The organism is uncultured Phascolarctobacterium sp., from assembly GCF_937920985.1.
In the GTDB taxonomy this organism is placed as follows: domain Bacteria; phylum Bacillota; class Negativicutes; order Acidaminococcales; family Acidaminococcaceae; genus Phascolarctobacterium_A.
This window is the reverse complement of the sequence record NZ_CALDXR010000030.1, coordinates 17,460-38,913: the sequence shown is the minus strand read 5'-3', so window position 1 is coordinate 38,913 and position 21,454 is coordinate 17,460. Positions and strand designations below refer to the sequence as shown.

19 protein-coding genes are annotated in these 21,454 nt (G+C 49.2%); 6 read left to right on the top strand and 13 right to left on the bottom strand.

Going from position 1 to position 21,454, the window contains the following annotated elements; genetic code table 11:
- The first annotated feature begins 7 nt into the window (after positions 1-7).
- The 3 genes from Q0612_RS05355 (at position 8) to Q0612_RS05345 (ending at position 2,972) form a co-directional block, all read left to right on the top strand.
- Entirely contained in the window at positions 8-1,060 is a 1,053-nt protein-coding gene (locus tag Q0612_RS05355; RefSeq protein ID WP_298881742.1) for a nicotinate phosphoribosyltransferase, read from the top strand.
- A 381-nt stretch (positions 1,061-1,441) separates the two neighbouring features.
- Positions 1,442-2,668, top strand: coding sequence for a [FeFe] hydrogenase H-cluster maturation GTPase HydF (gene hydF, locus Q0612_RS05350; RefSeq protein WP_298881740.1), 1,227 nt, complete (start codon positions 1,442-1,444; stop codon positions 2,666-2,668).
- A gap of 34 nt (positions 2,669-2,702) precedes the next feature.
- Positions 2,703-2,972, top strand: a complete 270-nt coding sequence (locus Q0612_RS05345; protein WP_298881738.1) for a DUF1294 domain-containing protein — start codon at positions 2,703-2,705, stop codon at positions 2,970-2,972.
- A 103-nt stretch (positions 2,973-3,075) separates the two neighbouring features.
- On the opposite strand, the gene Q0612_RS05340 is transcribed toward Q0612_RS05345, so the two are convergent.
- Both Q0612_RS05340 and Q0612_RS05335 read right to left on the bottom strand, forming a co-directional pair.
- Positions 3,076-3,717, bottom strand: a complete 642-nt coding sequence (locus Q0612_RS05340; RefSeq protein ID WP_298881736.1) for a helix-turn-helix domain-containing protein — start codon at positions 3,715-3,717, stop codon at positions 3,076-3,078.
- Positions 3,698-4,375, bottom strand: a complete 678-nt coding sequence (locus Q0612_RS05335; RefSeq protein WP_298881734.1) for a DUF3990 domain-containing protein — start codon at positions 4,373-4,375, stop codon at positions 3,698-3,700. Before Q0612_RS05335 ends, Q0612_RS05340 begins: the two co-directional genes overlap by 20 nt.
- A 263-nt stretch (positions 4,376-4,638) precedes the next feature.
- On the opposite strand from Q0612_RS05335, the gene Q0612_RS05330 reads away from it, so the two are divergent.
- A complete protein-coding gene (locus Q0612_RS05330; RefSeq protein ID WP_298881732.1) occupies positions 4,639-5,934 on the top strand; it encodes an ATP-binding protein in 1,296 nt (431 codons plus the stop codon).
- Positions 5,935-6,130: 196 nt separating this feature from the next.
- On the opposite strand, the gene Q0612_RS05325 is transcribed toward Q0612_RS05330, so the two are convergent.
- Both Q0612_RS05325 and Q0612_RS05320 read right to left on the bottom strand, forming a co-directional pair.
- Entirely contained in the window at positions 6,131-7,153 is a 1,023-nt protein-coding gene (locus Q0612_RS05325; RefSeq protein ID WP_298881729.1) for a hypothetical protein, read from the bottom strand.
- A gap of 83 nt (positions 7,154-7,236) precedes the next feature.
- Positions 7,237-8,616 carry a hypothetical protein gene (locus Q0612_RS05320; protein WP_298881726.1) on the bottom strand — a complete coding sequence of 460 codons (1,380 nt, stop codon included), beginning with the start codon at positions 8,614-8,616 and terminating at the stop codon, positions 7,237-7,239.
- Positions 8,617-8,903: 287 nt separating this feature from the next.
- On the opposite strand from Q0612_RS05320, the gene Q0612_RS05315 reads away from it, so the two are divergent.
- Both Q0612_RS05315 and Q0612_RS05310 read left to right on the top strand, forming a co-directional pair.
- A complete protein-coding gene (locus Q0612_RS05315; RefSeq protein ID WP_293829280.1) occupies positions 8,904-9,092 on the top strand; it encodes a type II toxin-antitoxin system HicA family toxin in 189 nt (62 codons plus the stop codon).
- A 16-nt stretch (positions 9,093-9,108) separates the two neighbouring features.
- Complete coding sequence (locus tag Q0612_RS05310) at positions 9,109-9,495, top strand: type II toxin-antitoxin system HicB family antitoxin (protein ID WP_298881721.1); 387 nt, start codon at positions 9,109-9,111, stop codon at positions 9,493-9,495.
- A gap of 181 nt (positions 9,496-9,676) precedes the next feature.
- On the opposite strand, the gene Q0612_RS05305 is transcribed toward Q0612_RS05310, so the two are convergent.
- The 9 genes from Q0612_RS05305 to Q0612_RS05265 form a co-directional block, all read right to left on the bottom strand.
- Positions 9,677-13,453 carry a phosphoribosylformylglycinamidine synthase gene (locus Q0612_RS05305; protein WP_298881718.1) on the bottom strand — a complete coding sequence of 1,259 codons (3,777 nt, stop codon included), beginning with the start codon at positions 13,451-13,453 and terminating at the stop codon, positions 9,677-9,679.
- 231 nt (positions 13,454-13,684) lie between these two features.
- Entirely contained in the window at positions 13,685-14,374 is a 690-nt protein-coding gene (thiE, locus tag Q0612_RS05300) for a thiamine phosphate synthase (RefSeq protein ID WP_298881715.1), read from the bottom strand.
- Positions 14,374-15,201 carry a hydroxyethylthiazole kinase gene (gene thiM / locus Q0612_RS05295; RefSeq protein WP_210684429.1) on the bottom strand — a complete coding sequence of 276 codons (828 nt, stop codon included), beginning with the start codon at positions 15,199-15,201 and terminating at the stop codon, positions 14,374-14,376. Before thiM ends, thiE begins: the two co-directional genes overlap by 1 nt.
- A complete protein-coding gene (gene thiD / locus Q0612_RS05290; RefSeq protein WP_298881708.1) occupies positions 15,201-16,004 on the bottom strand; it encodes a bifunctional hydroxymethylpyrimidine kinase/phosphomethylpyrimidine kinase in 804 nt (267 codons plus the stop codon). Before thiD ends, thiM begins: the two co-directional genes overlap by 1 nt.
- Before the next feature lie 26 nt (positions 16,005-16,030).
- Positions 16,031-16,990, bottom strand: a complete 960-nt coding sequence (locus Q0612_RS05285) for a ketopantoate reductase family protein (protein WP_298881705.1) — start codon at positions 16,988-16,990, stop codon at positions 16,031-16,033.
- A gap of 204 nt (positions 16,991-17,194) precedes the next feature.
- The gene (locus Q0612_RS05280; protein ID WP_298881702.1) at positions 17,195-18,022 is read right to left on the bottom strand and encodes an Rpn family recombination-promoting nuclease/putative transposase; all 828 of its coding nucleotides are present in this window, start codon (positions 18,020-18,022) and stop codon (positions 17,195-17,197) included.
- Between the two features lie 303 nt (positions 18,023-18,325).
- Positions 18,326-19,150, bottom strand: a complete 825-nt coding sequence (locus Q0612_RS05275; protein WP_298881699.1) for an Asp23/Gls24 family envelope stress response protein — start codon at positions 19,148-19,150, stop codon at positions 18,326-18,328.
- Positions 19,141-19,965, bottom strand: coding sequence for a PHP domain-containing protein (locus tag Q0612_RS05270; protein WP_298881697.1), 825 nt, complete (start codon positions 19,963-19,965; stop codon positions 19,141-19,143). The genes Q0612_RS05275 and Q0612_RS05270 overlap by 10 nt, the downstream gene beginning before the upstream one ends.
- Positions 19,965-21,449 carry a leucyl aminopeptidase gene (locus Q0612_RS05265; RefSeq protein WP_298881694.1) on the bottom strand — a complete coding sequence of 495 codons (1,485 nt, stop codon included), beginning with the start codon at positions 21,447-21,449 and terminating at the stop codon, positions 19,965-19,967. Before Q0612_RS05265 ends, Q0612_RS05270 begins: the two co-directional genes overlap by 1 nt.
- Positions 21,450-21,454: the final 5 nt, after the last annotated feature.

Here is a 21,454-nt window from a genome sequence, read left to right as displayed (position 1 = left end):
TCATCAAATGACTACAAGAAGACCTGTTGAAAGCTTTAGCTTTCCTGTAGAAAAAATTAAACAAGGTTATTATACTGACGCATATTTTATGCGTTCCGAAGAAATCTTAAATGGTGATAATTATCATCCGCGCGTGCTGATGCAGGTGTTCGCCCGTGACCATGTTGTTGTTTGCGGTACTGACGAGGTTATTGCTCTGATTCGTCAATGCGCTTTCCATCCGGAAACTATCGAGATTCATTCCCTGCGTGACGGTGAAGAGGTTGACGAGTGGGAAACCGTTATGACTATCGAAGGCGATTATGCTGACTTTGCGCATCTGGAAACCATCTATCTCGGTATTTTGGCACGCCAGAGCCGCATTGCTACCAATGTTCGCCGCGTAGTGAAGGCTGCCAACGGCAAGCCGGTGCTTTTCTTCCCTGCACGTTATGATATTTACCAGACTCAGGAATCCGACGGCTATGCAGCTTTGGTTGGCGGTATCCACGGCTTCTCTACCGATGCTAATGCTCTGGCAGCAGGCGGCAAGGGCTTGGGCACTATCCCCCATGCTTTGATTGCTTCCTATAAGGGTGACACTGTTGCTGCTACCGAAGCATTCGATAAATATGTTGACCCGTCTATTGCACGTATCGCCTTGGTTGACTTTGACAATGACTGCGTAAATACTTCTTTGGCTGTGGCCCGCAAGCTGGGTAAAAAGCTCGCAGGTGTGCGTCTGGATACCTCCGGCAGCATGGTTGATAAGAGCCTGTGGACTCAGATCGGTACCTTTAAACCGACTGGTGTGTGCAAAGAGCTTGTTTGCAATGTTCGCCGTGCGCTGGATGCTGAAGGCTTCAACCACGTTAAGATTATCGCTTCCGGCGGCTTTGACGCTGAGCGTGTAGCAGCCTTTGAGGAAATGGGCGTGCCTGTTGATACCTATGCGGTAGGCTCTTCCTTCTTCGACGGCAATATCAACTACACTGCGGATATCGTTAAGGTTGATGGCAAGGACTGCGCTAAGGCTGGCCGTAAATACAATCCTAACCCCAAAATGGAGCTTGTGAAATAATTTGCAACAATGAGGTTGCAGTGCGAAAGTGCTGCAGCCTTTTTTGCTACCCGAAGCCAAGCATATACCATGTTGAACCAAAAGTTATTTAAAAATCTAGCCAGAACTACAACGTAAAAACAGGAGAATATAGTGTCGTGAAGGGAATAAAAATTACAGCGAGTAAGTGTTTGGAACCACAGAAGGGGCGCAATGTCTGAGCGCTACGCCTGATTTGTATAGTAGTATTTATTAGCATAGCGCGAGTTTTGCGCCGCTTCGTCTTGGTTCCACACGAAATGAGTGACCGTAATTTTTACTGACCGTAAGGACACTGTATTCTCCGAAATATAGTCCTCATTATGGTATATTTTTTCTTATATATGTAAAGGAGAGATCACCATGTCATTGAATACAACTCCCGCTGCCGAGCGTATCCACATCGGCATCTTCGGTAAGCGTAACGCCGGCAAATCCAGCCTGATCAACGCCATCACCAGTCAGGAGCTTGCCATTGTCAGCGAACAAAAGGGCACCACTACCGACCCTGTATATAAGGCTATGGAGCTTCTGCCCCTCGGCCCCGTAATGATTATCGACACCCCCGGCCTTGACGATGAAGGCGAGCTGGGCGCGCAGCGCATTGCCAAGGCTCAGCAGGTGCTCAACAAGTGCGACATCGCTCTGCTCGTAGTAGATGCCAGCGTAGGACTCAGCGAAGCGGATAAAGCGCTGTGGCAGCAGCTGCAGGCGAAAAAGCTCCCATCCATCCTTGTATTGAACAAAGTGGAGCTGCTGGACGAAATGCGCCAGGCACTGCTCACCATGGAGGCCATGAAGCTTACCAAGCAGTGCTTCCTCGTCAGCGCCCTTGCCAACCGTAACATCAACGAGCTGAAGGAGGCCATCGCCGCCCTGCGCCCACGTGAGGTAGAACGCCAGCTGCTTGGCGATCTGATCAAGCCTTGCGACATCGTAGTGCTCGTAACGCCGATTGACAGCGCCGCCCCCAAGGGCAGGCTCATTCTGCCGCAGCAGCAGGTACTGCGCAACGTGCTCGATAACAAGGGCATTGCTGTAACCGTACAGGAAAGCGAGCTAGCGGAAGCACTGGCCCGCCTCGCCTTCCCGCCCAAGCTCGTCGTAACCGACAGTCAGGCCTTCGGCGCAGTCAGCAAAATTGTGCCGCCCACCGTTCCGCTCACCTCCTTCTCCATCCTCATGGCGCGCTACAAGGGAACGCTCAGCACAGCCGTAAAGGCTGTGCGCGTGCTCGATACGCTCAAGGATGGCGACAAGGTCCTCATCAGCGAAGGCTGCACGCACCACCGCCAATGTCAGGACATCGGCACAGTAAAGCTTCCCGGCTGGATTCGCAGCTTCACCAAAGCGGAGCCTGAATTCTGCTTCAGCAGCGGTACGGAGTTCCCCGAGGACTTGTCACAATATAAGCTCGTAGTGCATTGTGGTGGCTGTATGCTCAACGAACGTGAAATGCAAAGCCGCAGCGAACGCGCGGCGGCGCAGAGCGTGCCCATGACCAACTACGGCATCGCCATTGCCTATATGCACGGCATTTTAAAGCGCAGCGTCGCTCCCCTGCCGGATATCGCCAAGCTGCTGGAGTAAAGCAGCTGAACAGGAGAAAGTGAGGGTATGAACCATGCACAGCTTTTTATATTATTACCTGATTTTCATCAACTGCGTTACCTTTGCTGTCTATGGCGCAGATAAGGTCTTCGCCAGGCTGCATAGCTGGCGTGTGCCGGAAATCGTACTGCTGCTTTTGGCAGTGCTTGGCGGCAGCGCAGGCGCATTTATCGCCATGCAGCTTTTCCGCCACAAAACGCTGCACTTCAAGTTCATCTTCGGCGTACCGCTCATCTTCTTCCTGCAGGTAGCAGTCATCAGCTATTTTTTCTATAAGGGCTGAGTGCTCCCTAAAAACCGTACAAACCGTACAAACCGTACAAACCCTTGCTGCATAAGGCTTTGGGGCTGTACGGTTTTTTCGCAGGTGTACGGTATTTAGTTGCTTAGACCTTCTCCAGTAAATCCTCGATATTGCAATAAAGCTGTTTAGCTATTCTGGCAAGTGTTTCTGCCTGCGCGCGGTTGATATTCTTCTGTCGCTGCTCATACTGCTGGATAGTACGCAATGGTACATCCGCCTGCTCTGCCAGCTCCCTTTGCGTCAGCTCGGCCTTTACACGCAACAGCTTCAGGTTCGTATCCTTCTTCGCCTCTTTATAAAGCTCCGTCATCTTCTCTGTAAAATGACGGATATCCATCTCGTGATAAGGATTATACATACTCTGCACAGTTTTGATAGGAACATAACGGTTAATTTCCGCAAAGCTCAGCGCTGTCTGCCACTGGTAATAGGCCAACGCCCAGCCTGTCCAATATTCCTCACTGCGGTTGACCGGATAATCAGGCTTAATGCGCTCCTGCGCCAGTCCCACGTTCTCTAAAACAGTGTAGGCAAGCTCTACGCCCGACATACCGGCAATAATAGTGAAATCACCCTGCTCAAAGCGTCTGGCGATACCGGAAGCAAGAAAAAGCTCAAAGAATTCGCTGATATCATAATGCAAATCGTAGACAGCGAAATCCAGCATACGGGCAAGAGCTGTACGCGCTTTATCAAGATATAGCTTATCGTAGGCGTGCATCATCGCTTTTCATCTCCTCGTCCATAATCTGCGTAATATAGATATCACCGCGTTGGCGCTTGTTGCGTTCCGTGCTGAAATATTCAAGGCGGGCGCTCTTATCACGCTTATTCTTCTTGTCGAACCATTCGGTGTGCTCTGCCAGCTCGTAGCCTGTAAACTTAATCAGGGAAAAGGCTTTGCGGCTCTTCAGCACGAATTGCTGCCCCAGCTTGCCCAGATGCATGGCATTGTTCAGTTGGCGGTAGGAAATTGTGCCGTTGATAAAATCCTGCGCAAAGGAAAAATAGCTGTCATCCGCACGATAACCGATTATAGCGTCATAGGCAGAGTAATCGACCTTAAAGTTTTCCAGAAGATAAAGCTTCGCTTCATACGCAAGTCCTGAGGGCGTATCGAATTCCCTGTTCTGCAGCAAAATCGTCAGCCAGTGCAGGATGCAGAACTGCTCTGCGTTCAGATCCAGAATCTTCAAATCGCTGCAGTCCAGCTCATAGCAGTTGGCGTAGCCGTTCTGGTTGGCTGTTGCTGCCCATTCCTTCGCCATATTGATAACCTCGGTGCAGTAAAATCCGAGGCCGTAATCGTTATATTTTTTCCCGTAGCCATAGACAGGCTTTTGGATAATACCTTTGGAACCATGATATAGCTTGCGCAGCATAAGGCTCACCTCTTTCGTCTTTTAAGTATATTATACTCCTGTGGGAGTGGTTTTGGCAAATGCTCTGAGTATATGCAATAATTCTTCTGCATCACAAAACGCTTCTTATTTCTGCGTTTTAAAAGCATTTTTGTTATTCGTGTAGTTTAGTGTAAAAAAAGCGCATTTTTTCGCGTATTTTTACATGAATATTTTGGGAAAATGTGTTGTTTTTGACACGAAAGAAATTTATAATATAGATAGAAACATCGGAGGTGATAAATATGTATAGAAAAATATCACAGAAATTACTGGCATGGAAAGAAAGTCCCTTCCGCAAACCACTTTTATTGCAAGGTGCCAGACAGGTAGGCAAAACCTTCTCTGTTTTGGAATTTGGACGTAACAACTATGAAAATGTAGCATATTTTAACTTTGAAACTAACACACAATTAAACGCAACCTTTGAGGAAAATATAGAGCCGGGATATTTGCTGCCTATTTTATCACATATAGCAGGTACCAGTATCATCAAGGAAAAAACACTCATCATCTTCGATGAAGTACAGCTTTGCGAACGCGCTCTCACCTCGTTAAAATACTTTTGCGAGCAGGCACCGGAATATCATATCATCGCTCTTGGAAGCCTTTTAGGTGTCGCAGTTAACCGCAAAACCTACTCCTTCCCCGTCGGTAAGGTGGATATGCTTACCATGTATCCGATGGATATGGAAGAATTCCTGTTGGCGCTGGAGGAAAACTACCTGTTGGAGAAAATCAAAGCCTGCTTTATAGATAAAACTGCTATGCCTGCAGCCCTACACCAATCTGCCTTAGAGCTATATCGCCAATATCTTGTTGTAGGCGGTATGCCGGAGGCAGTGATGATCTTCAGCAAGACGAAGGATTATGTCTTTGTTCGCCATATTCAGGATACTATCTTGGCAAGCTATCTTAATGATATGAGCAAGTACAATACTGAAAATGAAATCAAAAAAACCAGACTTACGTATGATAATATAACAGTGCAGCTTTCCAAGAAGAATACACGCTTTCAATATAAGCTGATAAAAAGCGGTGCGCGGGCAGCGGAGTTTGAAAATGCGATAGAATGGCTTATTCTTTCCGGTATTGTTGACCAGGTTTATAAGGTTGAGCAAATAAAAAAGCCTTTGGCTAACTACCGTGATATTGATGCCTTTAAGATTTATTTGTCAGATGTAGGCTTATTATGCGCCAAGAAAGACATCATTGCCAACGATATTCTTTATATGGTAGATGAACTTAATGATTTTAAGGGTGGTATGACGGAAAACTATGTGCATAATCATCTGAAAATCAATGATTATACGACCTACTATTGGGAATCGGACCGTGGCGCTGAAATTGATTTTATTATTCAGCGCGAAGGCAAGCTCATTCCTATTGAAGTAAAAGCTGCCGATAACACCAGAGCCAAAAGCTTGAAGCTGTATATGGACAGATTTGAGCCTGCATATGCTATCAAGCTTTCTACCAAAAATTTTGCTCAGGAGGATAATAAGCTTATTATTCCTTTATATGCGGCATTCTGTATCTGAAGTCATAAAATAGCGTACACCAACACAAAAACCGTACACGCGCAAAGGCTTGCCCTGCCTGCGTTTGTACGATTTGTACAGTTTTGTACGGTTTTTGATGATAGCCAAAACATACGCATATAAAGCTAAAGAAACGCTCTGCCAACCTTGCGGTCAGCAGAGCGTTTTATTGTGTCAGTATAACGTGTTATATATTTTATTCTTCCCTCGCCTGCTTTGAAGATGTCCATAAAGTATATTGCACTAAGATAAGTATACCAACTAATACCATAGCTAAAGCTAAATACGGACTATCAAGCAAAAATAAAAGAAGAATCAATCCTGCAGGCGCCAGATAATTTTTAAAATCTGAATGATTTCTGTAATAATCTATGTTGCTTCTCTGCTTATCAGTTCTATCGTTTATAGTGTTTGCCCGATAACGGACTGCCCACAGATCATGTAAATCGCAGATATCAACAATCAAGAACCCGAAAAAGAACGGAAAAGCAATTGCGAAAGCATAAAAAGCAAAAGTATAATCAGGTTGCCACCAAAGCTTATTTGTTACTAGTATAGATGCAATCAAAAGCATCATGCTGTAAAACCAGATTCTGAATATCAGCAGTATATTGTAATAAAATTTCTTTACCAGATGCAGACTTTGGGGCCATAATATCCTTTTATCCATAAAGTAATTTCTGCGTTTAAAAATCAACAGAAAGTATGCTACAAAAATCGCGTACAACCTTACATCTTGCAGGACAAGCAGAAAAAACATAACTATACAGATTATTATTTTCTTGCCAGTTTCCGCTTCATCGTCTGTTTTTTCCTCTGGCTCGCATTGTTGATATGTATTTGCAACCTGTTGGCCATTATCATCCAGGTAATTGACCATGCTTTCCGGATTAACGCTTTCCTGTGCAGTATTCGGGAAATCTTCATCCGCTGAAGCAAGAGGGACAGGTGGAGCATCCTCAGTCTTATCATCACTTTCATCTAATACTTTCTTTAGTACCCCGGATTTTTGCATAGATGCACCAACGGCAGCAGGAGCAAGCAGCAAAACAAAAGCTAGTAATCCTGAATATAAACCATATGTTGCATATTTAATTGCACCTGCAACAATAGCGAAGAAGACACATGCCCCTACTGCTAGCTTGGTACGTTTATCGTAAAATGCGTGCAATATTGTGACTACAAAGAAAAGATATAAATATATCTGCCATTTTTCCATGTGCATGTCCTTTTAAAATACCATACTCCACAAAGTATTAAGAATGTGTGGCATTTTCTCTTTCACATTTTTTATGAAGCTACTTAGAATTGGTACTTTACAGGCTCATTACGGCTTGTAAAGGGATCAAGGATATCAATGAACGGTTCGCCTGAGTAGGCAGCCAATTCACACGGTTTAAGCGTAGCTGAAGTTTTGTTCGCATACTTATTATTAATTTCTTCGTAATCAAACGCAGGCGGTTCAGGCGGAATAATTTCTGGTGTAATTGTTACGTTAAATTCCTGCTTCGTCTTATTAATGATAAAGGTAAATGTAACAGGTTTGTCGCCAGGCTGGTATTTGGTATAAACATCATATAACAATCCTGAAATATTAAACCTTCTACCATTAACACCGATAACGCGCACCAGCTCTTTATTGGCTAACGCATCCGCTAATGGTTTCAGTTCGGGGTTGGAACCGATGCTGCTAATTTTAATCTTATCTTTATCACAATATTTATATTTTTTTGTTTCAAAGCCATAATTACGTTTGCCATAAAAATCCGTATAGGTCTTTTCAATAGCTTCAAGCACATCTTGGTTGAATTTCTCATAATCGAGGTAGCAGTGTAATTTATCATTATAGAGAATACATTTATTGAAATTCAGCCATGTTCCTTCCGGTTTTTCATTAAACCAGATAAAAGTCGAATACGTTGAATGCCATACCGGTACCAATACCCTCATGTCATCATCAAAGGTATTTTCTGTAAAATAATTGGTTACCCGTCCATCTTTTCCGTGCGGGTTTAAGTTATAACGCAACAGCTCCTTGACCTCTTTGAAGGTTTTGTTAGGAAAGAATACTTGCAGATCAGGCTGATAGTAATCATTAAAATTGTAATGGTTACCAATAATATCAGTCTTTTTGACTGCGTCTGCCTTGGCTTTGGCTGATTTCTGCAGCTCTTGATGCGAAGCGAGCGATGTCAGGTAAATATCCTTTGGCGCAATGCGAAAGTCTACGTCACGTGTTTTGCCGTTAGGCAGGCTGAGCACACAATTTAACTCAGTAGTATTACTGCGGAGATCCTGTTCATTCTTGCCGCCAATATAATCTGCCAGCTTCTTCCAAGCTACTGGATCATATTTAAACCATTTGTCAATTCTGTCCTCCGGCAACACGTAATCAGTTTTTATATCCAATTGTTCTAACGGTATTTCAATACCTGTCAGATTATGCACTAGCTTAGCTGATACATAATCATCACCCTTAACGCGCATATGCAACAGGCTGATATCCTTATCCTTATAGTTTACTACACGCTGGTACTCGAAAAACTGTCTGCCGTTGCGACGAATATTTCCATGATTAAAGAAAATATCCGTATCACCCTTTTGTGCAACATCTGAAGCATTAGCAGTGCCTAGGGACATAATTAAAGAAAATCCTAATCCTAAAGCTAAAATCTTTTTCATCTTATACTTTCCTCTCTATATTTCTTTTTTTCACTTATAATTATTGTATAAGCTTTACATTTTAATTATTCGCCATGAATATAAATTTCCCTGCATATACCGCATCATTCTTTCACCTTCTTTATCTCTTGACTTGTTTTCCTTACCATTCTAAACTGTATACGAATTAAATATTGTTGTCGCCTAAGGTAAGACCTTTCGTTGTAGTACGAGAGGTCTTTTTTGTTTATAGGCGACTTGTTAGACACGTGTACACGTGCTATAATTGAATTACAGGGAGGTTCTCTATGGTTACAATGAAAGACAAGGCCCTGCTCAACCTGCTACTGAAAAACGGTTGGGAACTGACTAACGTAAAAGGAAGTCACCATCGTTTAAAGAAAGGCAATCAGGTTGAGGTTATTCCTGTTCATGGTAAGGATATGAAAATAGGCTTACTTATGGCTATCCTTAAAAGAACAGGCATTAAATTATAAAAGGAGGCGCTATATCATGCTCGTTATATATCCCGCAATTATTCATGTAGATGACGATGGCTTGTGGGCAGAATTCCCCGATCTTCCTGGCTGCTTTACACAAGGCGATACGCAGGAGGAGCTGCTGGCCAACGCGGCGGAAGCTATGGAATGCTTTTTGCTGGGACTGCTGGAGGACGGCGAAAAGCTGCCGCAAGCTTCTGCTCCCCAAAACATCAAATTGACCGAACCCAATACCTATACTTCCCTGATTCAGTCGAAAGTGGACCTGGCGAAGAATACACGTTCTGTTAAAAAGACGCTGACTATTCCTGCGTGGCTCAATAAGCGCGCTCTGGATGCCAATATTAATTTCAGCAGCCTGCTGCAGGACGCTCTTGTCAAGGAGCTGAAAATCGTTTAAACCGTACACCATAACAAAAACCGTACATGCGCAAAGCCTTGCCACGCCTGCGTTTGTACGGTTTGTACAGTTTTGTACGGTTTTTGAGGATAGCCAAAATATACGCATATAAAGCTAAAGAAACGCTCAGCCAACCTTGCGGTCAGCAGAGCGTTTTATTGTGTCGTTATTAAGCCTCAGCTTATTTGAAGTAGCTTACGCCGGACAGGAAAATCTTCTGATCCTTGTCGCCCGCAATGTTGCGGAACAGGCCCGGAGCAAAACGCTCGCTGTGGCCCATCTTGCCGAGGATACGTCCGTCGGGGCTGGTAATGCCTTCGATAGCATACAGGCTGCCGTTCGGGTTGAAAGGAGTGTTCATGGTCGGTACGCCCTGAGCATTTACATACTGGGTAGCAACCTGGCCGTTAGCGAACAGCTCTTTGATAGTGCTTTCCGGAGCGTAGAAGCGGCCTTCGCCGTGAGATACGGCAACTGCATGCTCTTCGCCGGGCTCGCACAGGCTGAACCACGGAGATTTGTTGGAAACAACTCTGGTGGTAACAATCTGGGAAATATGGCGGCCGATGTTGTTGAAGGTCAGTGTCGGTGCATCGCTGATCATATCGCGGATATCGCCGTACGGAACAAGTCCGAGCTTAATCAATGCCTGGAAGCCGTTGCAGATACCCAGCATCAGGCCATCGCGGTTTTCGAGCAGGTCGCTGATTGCTTCCTTGATGCGCGGGTTGCGGAACATGGTAGCGATGAACTTGCCGCTGCCGTCAGGCTCGTCACCGGCGCTGAAGCCACCGGGGATCATCACAATCTGGGAGTTGTTGATATATTTAACCATTGCTTCTACGGATTCTTCGATAGCAGCAGCGGTAAGGTTGCGCACGATGAAGGTGTTTGCTTCGGCACCTGCAGCTTCAAAAGCGCGGGCGCTGTCGTATTCGCAGTTGTTGCCAGGGAATACGGGGATGAATACGCGCGGTTTGGCAATATTTACCGGAGCGGTGAGAGTCAGCTCGCTCTTGTACAGCGGCATAGCGATGTCAGCAGGCTCCTCTGCCTTCGGAGTGCCGTCCGGGAAGATGCCCAGTAGCGGCTCGCGGTATGCGGCAAAGGCTTTCGCAGCGTCAATCTTGGTGTCGTTGATGGTGATGCCTGCTTCGGCAGTAGTGTGGCCGAGCAGCATGTAATCCAGGCCTTCGAACAGCTCTTCCGGTTCTACGCCTGCTGCCAGCTCGATAACCATGCCACCAGGCTGCAGAGTGAAGAGACTGTCGGTATCGTGGAACGGTTTGATGAATTCAAAGCCAAGCTCGTTGCCCAGGCTCATGGTGGTTACCAGTGCAGCTACGCCACCCTCTTTAACAGCGGCAGCAGCAGCAATCTTGCCTGCTTCCATAGCCTTGTGTACAGCGGTCAGGTTTTCCTTCAGGGCTGCAAAGTCTAGTACTTCGGCAGTGCTACGCGGGCAGGACAGGAAGATTACCTTGTCGCATGCTGCCTTGAAGTCGGCAGATACAGCCTTGTTGCCGTCGATTACGCCCACAGCGAAGGAAACGAGTGTCGGCGGAACGGTTTTATCCATGAAAGTACCGCTCATGCTGTCCTTGCCGCCGATTGCCGGCAGGTCCAGAGCATCAAGTGCGGTGAAGGCACCCAGCAGTGCGCTGAACGGCTGGCCCCAGCTGTTGGCGTCATGCAGTTTCGGGAAGTACTCCTGCAGAGTCAGGCGCAGCTTAGCGGGGTCAGCACCCAGAGCTACGGCACGAACTACGGATTCGGTTACAGCGTACATAGCGCCGTGGAACGGGCTCCAGCAGGCAACGTTCGGGTTGTAGCCGCAGGCCATTACGCTTGCTGCGGTGGTGTTGCCATGCAGTACAGGGATGCGGCCTACCATGCCCTCGCTCGGGGTGAGCTGGGTTTTGCCGCCGAACGGCATCATTACGGTGCCACGACCGATGGTGCTGTCAAAACGCTCGGACAGGCCCTTTTCGCTGCAGACATTCAGACGGCCGAGGTTAGCCAACCATGCAGCTTCAAGGTCAGCAGCGGAGGTTACTTCAGCAGGAACCTGCTCGAATACGTTGTCCTCTTTTTCTTCGCTTACTACAATATTGGTGTGCTGTGCAACGCCGTTGGTATCGAGGAAAGCGCGGGACAGGTCAACAATTTTATCGCCACGCCAGAACATAACCAGGCGCGGTTCTTCGGTAACGTCGGCAACAACAGTTGCTTCCAGGTTTTCTTCGTCAGCATATTTGATGAAGGCATCGCGGTCAGCGGCAGCGATAACAACAGCCATACGCTCCTGAGATTCGGAGATAGCCAGCTCGGTGCCGTCCAGGCCTTCGTATTTTTTGGGAACCTTGTCGAGGTCAATAATAAGACCGTCGGTCAGCTCGCCGATAGCAACGGATACACCGCCTGCACCGAAGTCGTTGCATCGTTTGATCATTGAGGTTACGGCAGGGTTGCGGAACAGGCGTTGGATTTTGCGTTCGGTCGGAGGATTGCCCTTCTGTACCTCTGCGCCGCAGCTCATGAGGGAGTCAACGGTATGCTCCTTGGAGGAACCGGTTGCACCGCCGCAGCCGTCACGACCGGTTTTGCCGCCCAGCAGCACTACGATATCGCCGGCAGCGGGACGCTCACGGCGAACTGCACTACGGGGAGCAGCGCCGATTACGCCGCCGATTTCCATACGCTTCGCAACAAATTTATCGTGATAGTATTCCTGTACATGGCCGGTTGCCAGACCGATTTGGTTGCCGTAGGAGCTATAGCCTGCAGCTGCACCGATGGTAATCTTGCGCTGAGGCAGCTTGCCGGGCAGGGTTTCGCTGATTGGGGTGCGCGGGTCGGCACTGCCGGTTACACGCATTGCCTGATATACATAGGAACGGCCGGACAGCGGATCGCGGATGGCACCGCCGAGGCAGGTTGCAGCGCCGCCGAACGGTTCGATTTCGGTCGGATGGTTATGGGTTTCGTTTTTGAACATTACCAGCCACTCTTCGGTTTTGCCGTCGATTTCGATAGGCACAACGATAGAGCATGCATTGATTTCTTCGGACTGGTCAAGGTCAGCCAGCTTGCCTTCCTTGCGCAGCTTCTTCATGCCGATTACGGCAATGTCCATCAATGTTACCGGACGCTCGGTGTCTTCACCGTAAACCTCGTCGCGGGCAGCCATGTATTTGTCATAAGCCTCTTGTACAGGCTGGGTAAAGGTGCCGGGAACGATATCTACATCCTCAATCTGTGTCATGAAGGTGGTATGACGGCAGTGGTCGGACCAGTAAGTATCCAGCACACGGATTTCAGTAATAGTCGGTTCGCGGTGCTCTTCATTGAAGTATTTCTGGCACCACAGCAGATCGTCCAGGCTCATAGCCAAGCCCATGGATTGGCGCAGTGCTTCTGCTTCTTCCTTGGACATGGTCAGGAAACCGGTAACGGATTTAACCTTTTCCGGCTCCTCGCAGGTGCTGATGAGGGTTTCAGGCTTAGCCTGCTCAGCCTCACGTGCTTCAATCGGATTGATGCAGTAAGCCTTGATTTTTTCAACTTCTTCCGCAGTCAGCTCGCCTTCCAGCACATATACCTTAGCGGCAGCAACCATCGGGCGCTCCTTCTGGGTAATCAGCTGGATACATTGTTCGGCAAAATCCTCGCGCTGGTCATACTGACCGGGCAGCAACTCTACGGCAAAGGCAGCCTCGCCTGCAGCCAGCGGCAGCTCCTCCTCTACGACATTGTCGACAGGCGGCTCGGACAGCACAAGCTGTTTAGCCATAGCGAATTCCTCATCGCTCAGGCCCATCACGTCATAGCGGTTGACAATACGCATACCGGTAAGATTGCTCATACCGAGGTTGTTGCGCAGGTCTGCCAGCAAGCCATGTGCTTCAACAGCAAAGGCATCCTTCTTTTCTACAAAAAGTCTTCTAATTTTACTCATATACACGGCCTCCAATGTAATTTTTTCGAGGTGAATACTTGCTATTTATGTATCTATTTTAACACACTTCGGCGTTTTATCCAATATGGATAGCGATAAATATAGGCAAATTAGTGAACATTTTTCAGCTTTAGCTAAAAATAATTCGGAAAATCGGCCATAATGCAAAAATGGTCACCATGAAAGATGACCATAATTTTATTGAAAAAGGAAAGTTTGTGATAACGTTTGTTATTTGGCAAACTCGCTGCTTATTCTGGCAATCGCTTCTACCGTAGCGCGGATATCTGGCTGCGCCAGTATGCCGCTGACTATGGCTGCGCCGTCAGCGCCTGCCGCGCGCACCTCGCGGTAATTGTCCGCAGTTACGCCGCCGATGCCGACAACAGGCAGTCCCTTCTTCCAGCAGATAGCTGCCAAAAGATTCGGTCCGAAGTAAGAAGGCCGTTCCTTCGCCTTGCAGATAGCTGCCAGTCCGTCTGTCCCCAGCTTTTTGACGTCTGTCTTCGTAGCAGTGCCAAAGACAGCGCCGCAGCCAAGGTAATCCGCACCGCATAGCAGCGCCGCTCTAGCCTCCGCCGGATTGTGCGCCGAAACGCCGATGATGTAATCCTCGCCCAAAATCTTGCGCGCCGCAGCGCAGGGAAGGTCGTCCTGCCCCAAATGTACGCCTGCTGCGCCCACCGCCATGGCGATATCCAGACGGTCGTTGATAATCAGCGGCACGTTAAAGCTGTCGCACAGTGCCTTCAGCTGCAGCGCTTCATCATACATTTCCGCGCTGGAAGCTGTCTTGGCGCGGTACTGCACCAGCGTCACGCCGCCCTCGAGCGCCTCACGCACGCAGTCTATAAGCGCCCTGCCCTGCAGGCAGCCATCGTCTGTAACCAGATAAATACTGTAATCAGGCTGTGCTTTCATCAGGACACCTTTTCCTCAGGTTTCAGGTTCACCAGATTCCACTTCGTAGTTACATGATAAATGGCGTCAATCAGGCGCACCTTGAACATGCCGGGGCCGTCCTTCTTCTCGAGAAAGTTGGCTGCCAGCTCAGCGCTCTGGCCCATGATTACTACGCCCAGTGCTGCCGCAACGAGCATATCCTTGGTAATAGCGGCGCAGCAGGCAACTAAGGTAGTAGTCATGCAGCCGCTGCCGGTGATATCCTGCAGCAGCGGGTGACCGTTGTTCAGCACAACAGCCTGCTTGCCGTTGCTGATGTTGTCAATCGGGCCGGTGACAGCAAATACGCAGCCGAATTTGGCAGCAGCATCCTTAGCGGTGCGCAGTGCTTCGCCTTCTTCAGTACCCTGCTCCATATTGTCCACACCACGGCCTCCGGTTGCCCCCAGCAGCAGCGCCTGGCATTCGCTGTGGTTGCCACGCACGATGTCAATATAGCCTGCGTTCAGCAGCTTCAGCGCGAAGTTCAGACGTACGGTAGAAGCCATTACGCCAACGGGGTCCAGCACTACGGGGATGCCCTTGGTTTTGGCCGCCTGCGCCGCACGCTCCATAGCAATCTGCTTATTGAAGCTCAGTGTACCGAGATTCAGCACCAGTGCATCGGCACCGGCGGTAATTTCGATAACCTCCTCCGGCTCATCGGCCATCACCGGAGAAGCGCCTGCTGCCAGCGCAGCATCTGCACAGCTTTCCGCTGTAACGTAATTAGTAATTTCGTGGATGACAGGTCTTGCCTTACGCAGCTTGTCAACCAGCTCGCCAAAAGTATTTTTTAAATCCATTAGTCTAAGATACCAGCCTTTCTGTATAAATCAACAAAATGATGCGTCGGTCCGCAGCCGCTGCCTAGTTCGATGCCATGCTCGATGGCTTCGGTAACGTAGGTCTTGGAGGCGCGTACTGCCTCCGTCAGCTCCAGCCCCTTGGCCAGGTTCGCCGCCAGACTGCTCGAGAGCGTGCAGCCTGTGCCATGCGTATTCTTCGTAGGGATGCGCTTGCCGGGGAACCATGTTTCCGTGCTGCCGTCAAAGAGTAAATCATCCGCCGTGTCGCTCAAATGACCGCCCTTCACGAGCACAGCCTTCGCACCCAGAGCAATAATTTTTTCCGCTACAGCACGCATCTGCGCCTTTTCCGTAACCTGCATACCGGTAATCGCCTCTGCTTCCGGCAGGTTGGGCGTAACCAGTGTAGCCAACGGCAGCAGCTCCTTAATCAACGTTTCGCAGGCCTCCGGTGCCAGCAGCGGATAACCGCTTTTGGAAATCATCACCGGGTCCACCACGATAATGCGCGGCTGATAACGGCGCAGGCAGGCGGCAATCGTACGGATAATCTCCGGCTGCGATACCATGCCTATTTTCACTGCGTCCACACGGATATCGTCAAAAACGGCAGAAATCTGCGCTTCAACGATATCACAGTCAATATTTTGTACTGCGGTAACACCACAGGTGTTTTGTGCCGTAACGGCGGTAATGACGCTCATGCCGAAGGTACCATGAGCGGCAAAGGTCTTTAAATCGGCCTGAATTCCGGCGCCGCCGCTGGAATCACTACCGGCAATCGTCAGCAAATTTTTCATCTGCAAAAGCCTCCTTTTATGCGCACTTAGTTTGAGAAGGTAATTTCTTTGTTCTGGCCGGTGTAATCGAACAGACCGTCGTTCTTTTCCTCCAACGCTTTGATAATATGATAGGTATATTCGTTGTAGGGAGTGGGAATCCCCAGCTCCTTGCCCATCGCCATCAGAGCACCGGAGAACATATCAATCTCGGTGTGTCTGCCTGCGTCCAGATCCTGCAGCGTGGAATAGCGTACAGATGGCGGAACTGCACTGCCACGGCCGGAGCTTGCGGGACATTTGCTCATATCAATGCCTTTGGCGGCGGCGATGGCCTCCAGCTCACGGCGCAGACCTTCCTTAATAGCACGCATATGCTCGCTGTCCTGATAGCAGCCAAGACCTGCGCCAATCACAGCCTGCGGCAGATTGTTGCAGACGTTCAGGCGGAACTTGCACCAGATTTCTTCATTAATGCAATCCGTATGACGGATATGGATATCGGCACTGCGCATAAGCGCTTCAATCGCCAGCACACGCTCACTCTCAAACGGTGCCTGCGCTTCGCCGAAAACAATACCGATAGTCTTTTCCGGGTTGAAACGCACGCCGTTGCCCTCGTGACGCGACGCAATCTTAATCAGAGCAGGCAGAATCTGCTTGCTGTCGATAGCACCGGCAATAATCTCCTCGCTATCCACACCGTTCATCAGACTCATGACAGTAGTATTGGGGTCTACTGCCTCGCGAATGCTTGCCAGTGCGCCGGGCAGAGCGCCGTATTTCAAGGCGACAATCAACAGGTCTACGCCCTTGGCCTCCTGCGGGCTCCACACCTGCGGATGGTAGGTAACGTTGTTGATGGTGCAGCCATCGTCACGCAAACGCGCAGCACGGCTGCCTTCGGCGATAATGCCGAATCTGATATCGGGGAGCTTGCTCAGTCCCCAGATTATATAAGAGCCGACGGCTCCTGCTCCCAAAAGTGCGACAGATTTTATCTCCATGCTTATCACTCCTTGTTGCTTGCAAATAAGCGCACCAGGCCGGGGTGAAAGTTATTCCGCGCAGGCTGTAACGCTCATTGCAGTAAAGCTAATTATACACTATATATTATAGCATATCGGGGCGCATAAAAAAACAGCAGCGAAGTGCAAGGCACAAGCTGCTGTGAAGAACGGGTGAAATTTATAATATTATGGAAGAAGTTTTTATGCGGTCAGCTTGGAGGCAAGCTCACGCACCTCTGCGTCCGAAAGCTTGGAGTGGCGCACGGTGAATTCTATGCTCATACCGTCAGCCAAAAGGCCTTTGGCAAGCTCGATTTTGTTTGCCTGCTCTTTTTTCTCAGCTTCTTTTGCCACTGCTTCAGCCTTTTTTGCAGCATATTCTTCAATTACGTCAGTCATTTTTTCTTCGCCCTCCTTGCTGTATTTCAAAAATTCCATGCGCTCGGCAAATTCTTGGTAATGTAAATTTTTAGGCTCTGTGCAGTATAAGTCCTGCATGAGCTTGCCCAGCGCTGTATCATCACGGCGCTGACTATTGACATAAATAATATGCGAACCATCTTCAAAATCCCTAGCACTTTGCTTAATTGTTCGTCTTATATCATATAACGGCAAATTATCGCGCAAGACATCATTCTCGGTGACAAAAATCACGTAGGTATCCGGCAGCTCTTCATAGAGCTTACTTGGCTGCAGAAAATGCGTATCAAGGATACTGCTGTAAAATCTGGCACGTCTTGCCGGAGCGCCTTCATCGCTTCTCTGCACCTCTACGTTAAAATAACGTCCTTTACTATCCTGCGCTAAAATATCCAGCTGAGAAGAATGTCCGTAGATATTTTGGATAAAGCTCTGAATCCTGACATTCTTCACCTTAATTTTATCATCTTCCAGAATAATGCGCAAGAAAACCTGCGCTGCTTTCGTGTTGTCATCAAGCATGAAGTTCATAAACCTGTTATTCATCATGCAAAGGCTGCGTATGACCTGCTTGATTTCACTTTCTTGACTTGCTTCTTTTGTTTGCATTAGTTCAACTCCCTTCTTAACAAAAAACGCCTTATGTACTACTTAATAATACATAAGGCGTTCTAAATGACGCTGCAGTGACCTTGCTCCAGGCAGGTGTGCAAAATCTTATGGTTTTATATTATCAGATAATTGCAAAAAATGTCAAGAATAATTAGAAGATTCTCTAATCCCTAAGATCAGCCTTCAAGATCTATATTTACTTCTTTCGTCCCCGAACGAAGTTGAATTAACCCAAAGTATCAAAAAAAACAAAATCCCCCGCAGGAAACCCTGCGAGGGTAAAACATACAGCTGCTCTATTCACTTCTTCACAGCCAGGCTGCGGATGGAAACATTCACGTTCTTCACCTTCATGGCTGTCATATACTCAATCTTTTCCTTAATCTTCGCCTGGAACTGCTTGGTAACGGCAAAGAGCTTAACGCCGTAATACAACACAACCTCCACGCTGATGACAATGCCCTTGCTGTTGTCACTGCGGCGGCGCACCTTAATCGATGTCACCCGCTCAATTCCCTCCAGCTTACGCCCGATAATGTTGATGATATCCTCCAGCGCACTGTCGGAAATCAGCAGCTTGCCGTAAAAGCTGAACGACGGACGTACAATTGAACGGTCCGCATCCTTCTCCTGCTTGCGCTTGCTGGAAAAAAGGTTGTAGGGCAGATCAGCAAAATAGCCTGTAAAATGCGGCTTCAGCTCCACCGTCGGCACCGGTACGATATGCTTGCCCTCCTGCAGACGTGCATGACGTGCCTTTTTAATTTCGGCCTTGCTGGCAATCTGGTTGATATACACCGTCTTGACCGGCTTATCCAGCTGCAGCCTGCCGATAATCTTGTTAATCATATTGTCGGAGGTAGCAATAATCAGCAGACGATGAATGTTGTTAGTGGCCAGCGCCTCACGCACCGCCTGCGCGTGCCCTTCATCTGTGAAGATGGCACGCTTAACGGCCTGTATTCTGTTGTCTTCGTTCTTGGCGGACGTGCCTGCAAGGATTTTGGTACCCTTAATCAGCAGGCCGTCGTCAATAATAGCATCGCAGCGGTTATCAAAGGCCACGCCGATGGCATGGTGGCTCTTGCCTGTACCGCTAGGTCCTACAAAAGCAACTACTTCCATTCTATTACACCCTTAACATCATCATATTGCACCTGCCAGATTCCCAGCTTTGTGGGGAAACGGTCAGGGATTCCGTGAAAGTCACTGCCGCCGCTCACCAGCAGTCCACGCTGCTTGGCCAGCGCCAGCCAATGGGCTTGCGCCTGTGCATCCGCGCTGGGGTGCCACACCTCGATGCCGTCAAACGGTTCTGCGGCAAGCAAGCGTTCGGGCAGCGTTTTATCCACCAGCTCCGAGGGATGCGCCAGCACAGCGATGCCGCCTGCCTCGTGAATCAGCGTCACTGCATCATGCGGGGAAAGCTTGGGCTGCGGCACATACGCCGGTCCGCCGCGGTGCAGCAGTGCGTCGAAAACCTCCTGCACGGTAGCAAAATAGCCCTTGGCAACCAGTGCCTTGGCCACATGCGGACGGCCCACTGCCCTGTTCTTGGGGTCGCAGGCCTCTACCTCCACATGGTAGCCTAATTTTTCCAGCTTTTCGAGCATGGCATATAAACGATGCTCGCGCGCATGACGCATTTCATCCATCTTCTTATGCAGCGCTTCACAGTCCATGGAAACGTGGTAGCCTAAAATATGCACGGCATCATCCTCGTACTGCGTTCCCAGCTCCACGCCGGTGAGGACGCGGATGCGTCCGCCGTGGCGCTTCGCCGCCTCGAACGCCTCTGCCATACCATTCCACGAATCATGGTCGGTGATGGCGATTACGCCAATGCCTTTAGCTACAGCCTCGTCCACCAGCATCGTTGGCGTGTAGCGTCCGTCGCTGAAGGTGCTGTGCAAATGTAAATCTACAAGCTGCGCTGCCATTACAGCATACCTGCCAGCTTGATAAGCGTCATAGTGCCGAAGGCAGTACCGCCTTTAACCTTGAAGCCATCGGTCTTAGTTGCGGTGGAGGTGCCGCCGATATCAAGATGCGCCCACGGGATATCTTTATCAACGAACTCACCGATGAACAGACCGCCGGTGATGCAGCCTCCGGCACGTCCTGCGCTGTTGAGCAGGTCCGCAACGTCGCTCTTGATAGCTTCCTTGCATTCAGGCAGGGAAGGCAGCTGCCAGTAGTTTTCACCGGCCATGCGACCTGCCAGCTTAATCTGCTCCACCAGCTCGTCATTATTCCCCACAATACCGCTGGTTTCGTTGCCCAACGCGATGATTACCGCACCGGTGAGCGTTGCTATATCAATAACCTTCTTGGCACCCATTTGGCAGGCATACCAGACTGCGTCCGCCAGCACCATGCGTCCTTCCGCATCGGTGGAAACAACCTCGATGGTCTTACCGTTGGCTGCACGCACGATGTCACCAGGGCGCTGCGCCTTGCCATCAGGCATATTTTCTGCGCAGGCAAGTACGCCGATAACATTGCACTTTAAGCCTAAACGCGCGATGGCACGCATTGCTCCCAGCACAGCACCTGCACCCGTCATGTCGTCTTTCATCTCACCCATGTTGTCATCAGGCTTAATGGAAATGCCGCCGCTGTCAAAGGTAATGCCCTTACCTACAAAGGCTGTATAGGGAGCGTCACCGTTGCCATTATAGCGCAGGGCAATCAAACGCGATGGATTAACACTGCCCTGACCTACTGCCAGCAGTGCGTTCATGCCTCTGTCCTGCATGGCTGCCTCGTCCAGAATGGTAATTTCCAGCGGCAGCTCCTGTCCCAGCTTCAGCGCATCTGCTTCCATGGTCTGCGGTGTTACCACATTACCTGGGTTATTCACTAAATCGCGCGCAAAGCACACTCCTTCCGCAGAGATTTCCGCAGCGTTAATGATTTCCGCCGCCTCTGGCACAGCACTCAGCACGGTAGCCTCGCACAGCGGTGCCTGCTTTGCTTCGCTCTTGAAGCGGTTGAAGGTGTACGCGCCGAGGTAGAGGCCTTCGACGAGCGCCTGCAGGTTTTTGCTGTGTTCGGCGTTCAGCAGGATAGGTGCAGCCAGTACGGCCTTTTGCGCCTTAGCCTTGTGCAAAGCGCGGGCAGTAGCGCCGGCAGCCTTACGGAAATTGTTCGGCTTGCAGTCCTTGCCCTCGCCGCAGCCTGCAATAAGAAGCGTCAGCAGCTTTTCATCCTGTGGCAGCACCAGTATAGCTACGCTGCCTGCATCATAAATATCGTCGTGCTGCGCGGCATACGCCATTGCTGCCTTGGCTGCAGCCTCCGGCAGCTCCAGCTTGTCGATAGCCGCCGCACATTCCTTGCACAGAAAGAGGACTATACTGTCCGCATCATTATAGGCTGCAGCGTTGAACTCCGCTGCGGTACATTGAAATTGGTTTAACATTCCTA

Coding starts and splice junctions, on each gene's coding strand:
- Q0612_RS05275 (WP_298881699.1), bottom strand. CDS start 19,150: ATGGAAGTAGTTGCTTTTGTAGGACCTAGCGGTACAGGCAAGAGCCAC.
- Q0612_RS05285 (WP_298881705.1), bottom strand. CDS start 16,990: ATGGAGATAAAATCTGTCGCACTTTTGGGAGCAGGAGCCGTCGGCTCT.
- Q0612_RS05265 (WP_298881694.1), bottom strand. CDS start 21,449: ATGTTAAACCAATTTCAATGTACCGCAGCGGAGTTCAACGCTGCAGCC.
- Q0612_RS05305 (WP_298881718.1), bottom strand. CDS start 13,453: ATGAGTAAAATTAGAAGACTTTTTGTAGAAAAGAAGGATGCCTTTGCT.
- hydF (WP_298881740.1), top strand. CDS start 1,442: ATGTCATTGAATACAACTCCCGCTGCCGAGCGTATCCACATCGGCATC.
- Q0612_RS05340 (WP_298881736.1), bottom strand. CDS start 3,717: ATGATGCACGCCTACGATAAGCTATATCTTGATAAAGCGCGTACAGCT.
- Q0612_RS05325 (WP_298881729.1), bottom strand. CDS start 7,153: ATGGAAAAATGGCAGATATATTTATATCTTTTCTTTGTAGTCACAATA.
- Q0612_RS05280 (WP_298881702.1), bottom strand. CDS start 18,022: ATGCAAACAAAAGAAGCAAGTCAAGAAAGTGAAATCAAGCAGGTCATA.
- thiM (WP_210684429.1), bottom strand. CDS start 15,201: ATGGATTTAAAAAATACTTTTGGCGAGCTGGTTGACAAGCTGCGTAAG.
- Q0612_RS05310 (WP_298881721.1), top strand. CDS start 9,109: ATGCTCGTTATATATCCCGCAATTATTCATGTAGATGACGATGGCTTG.
- Q0612_RS05270 (WP_298881697.1), bottom strand. CDS start 19,965: ATGGCAGCGCAGCTTGTAGATTTACATTTGCACAGCACCTTCAGCGAC.
- Q0612_RS05315 (WP_293829280.1), top strand. CDS start 8,904: ATGGTTACAATGAAAGACAAGGCCCTGCTCAACCTGCTACTGAAAAAC.
- Q0612_RS05335 (WP_298881734.1), bottom strand. CDS start 4,375: ATGCTGCGCAAGCTATATCATGGTTCCAAAGGTATTATCCAAAAGCCT.
- Q0612_RS05345 (WP_298881738.1), top strand. CDS start 2,703: ATGCACAGCTTTTTATATTATTACCTGATTTTCATCAACTGCGTTACC.
- Q0612_RS05320 (WP_298881726.1), bottom strand. CDS start 8,616: ATGAAAAAGATTTTAGCTTTAGGATTAGGATTTTCTTTAATTATGTCC.
- Q0612_RS05330 (WP_298881732.1), top strand. CDS start 4,639: ATGTATAGAAAAATATCACAGAAATTACTGGCATGGAAAGAAAGTCCC.
- thiE (WP_298881715.1), bottom strand. CDS start 14,374: ATGAAAGCACAGCCTGATTACAGTATTTATCTGGTTACAGACGATGGC.
- Q0612_RS05355 (WP_298881742.1), top strand. CDS start 8: ATGACTACAAGAAGACCTGTTGAAAGCTTTAGCTTTCCTGTAGAAAAA.
- thiD (WP_298881708.1), bottom strand. CDS start 16,004: ATGAAAAATTTGCTGACGATTGCCGGTAGTGATTCCAGCGGCGGCGCC.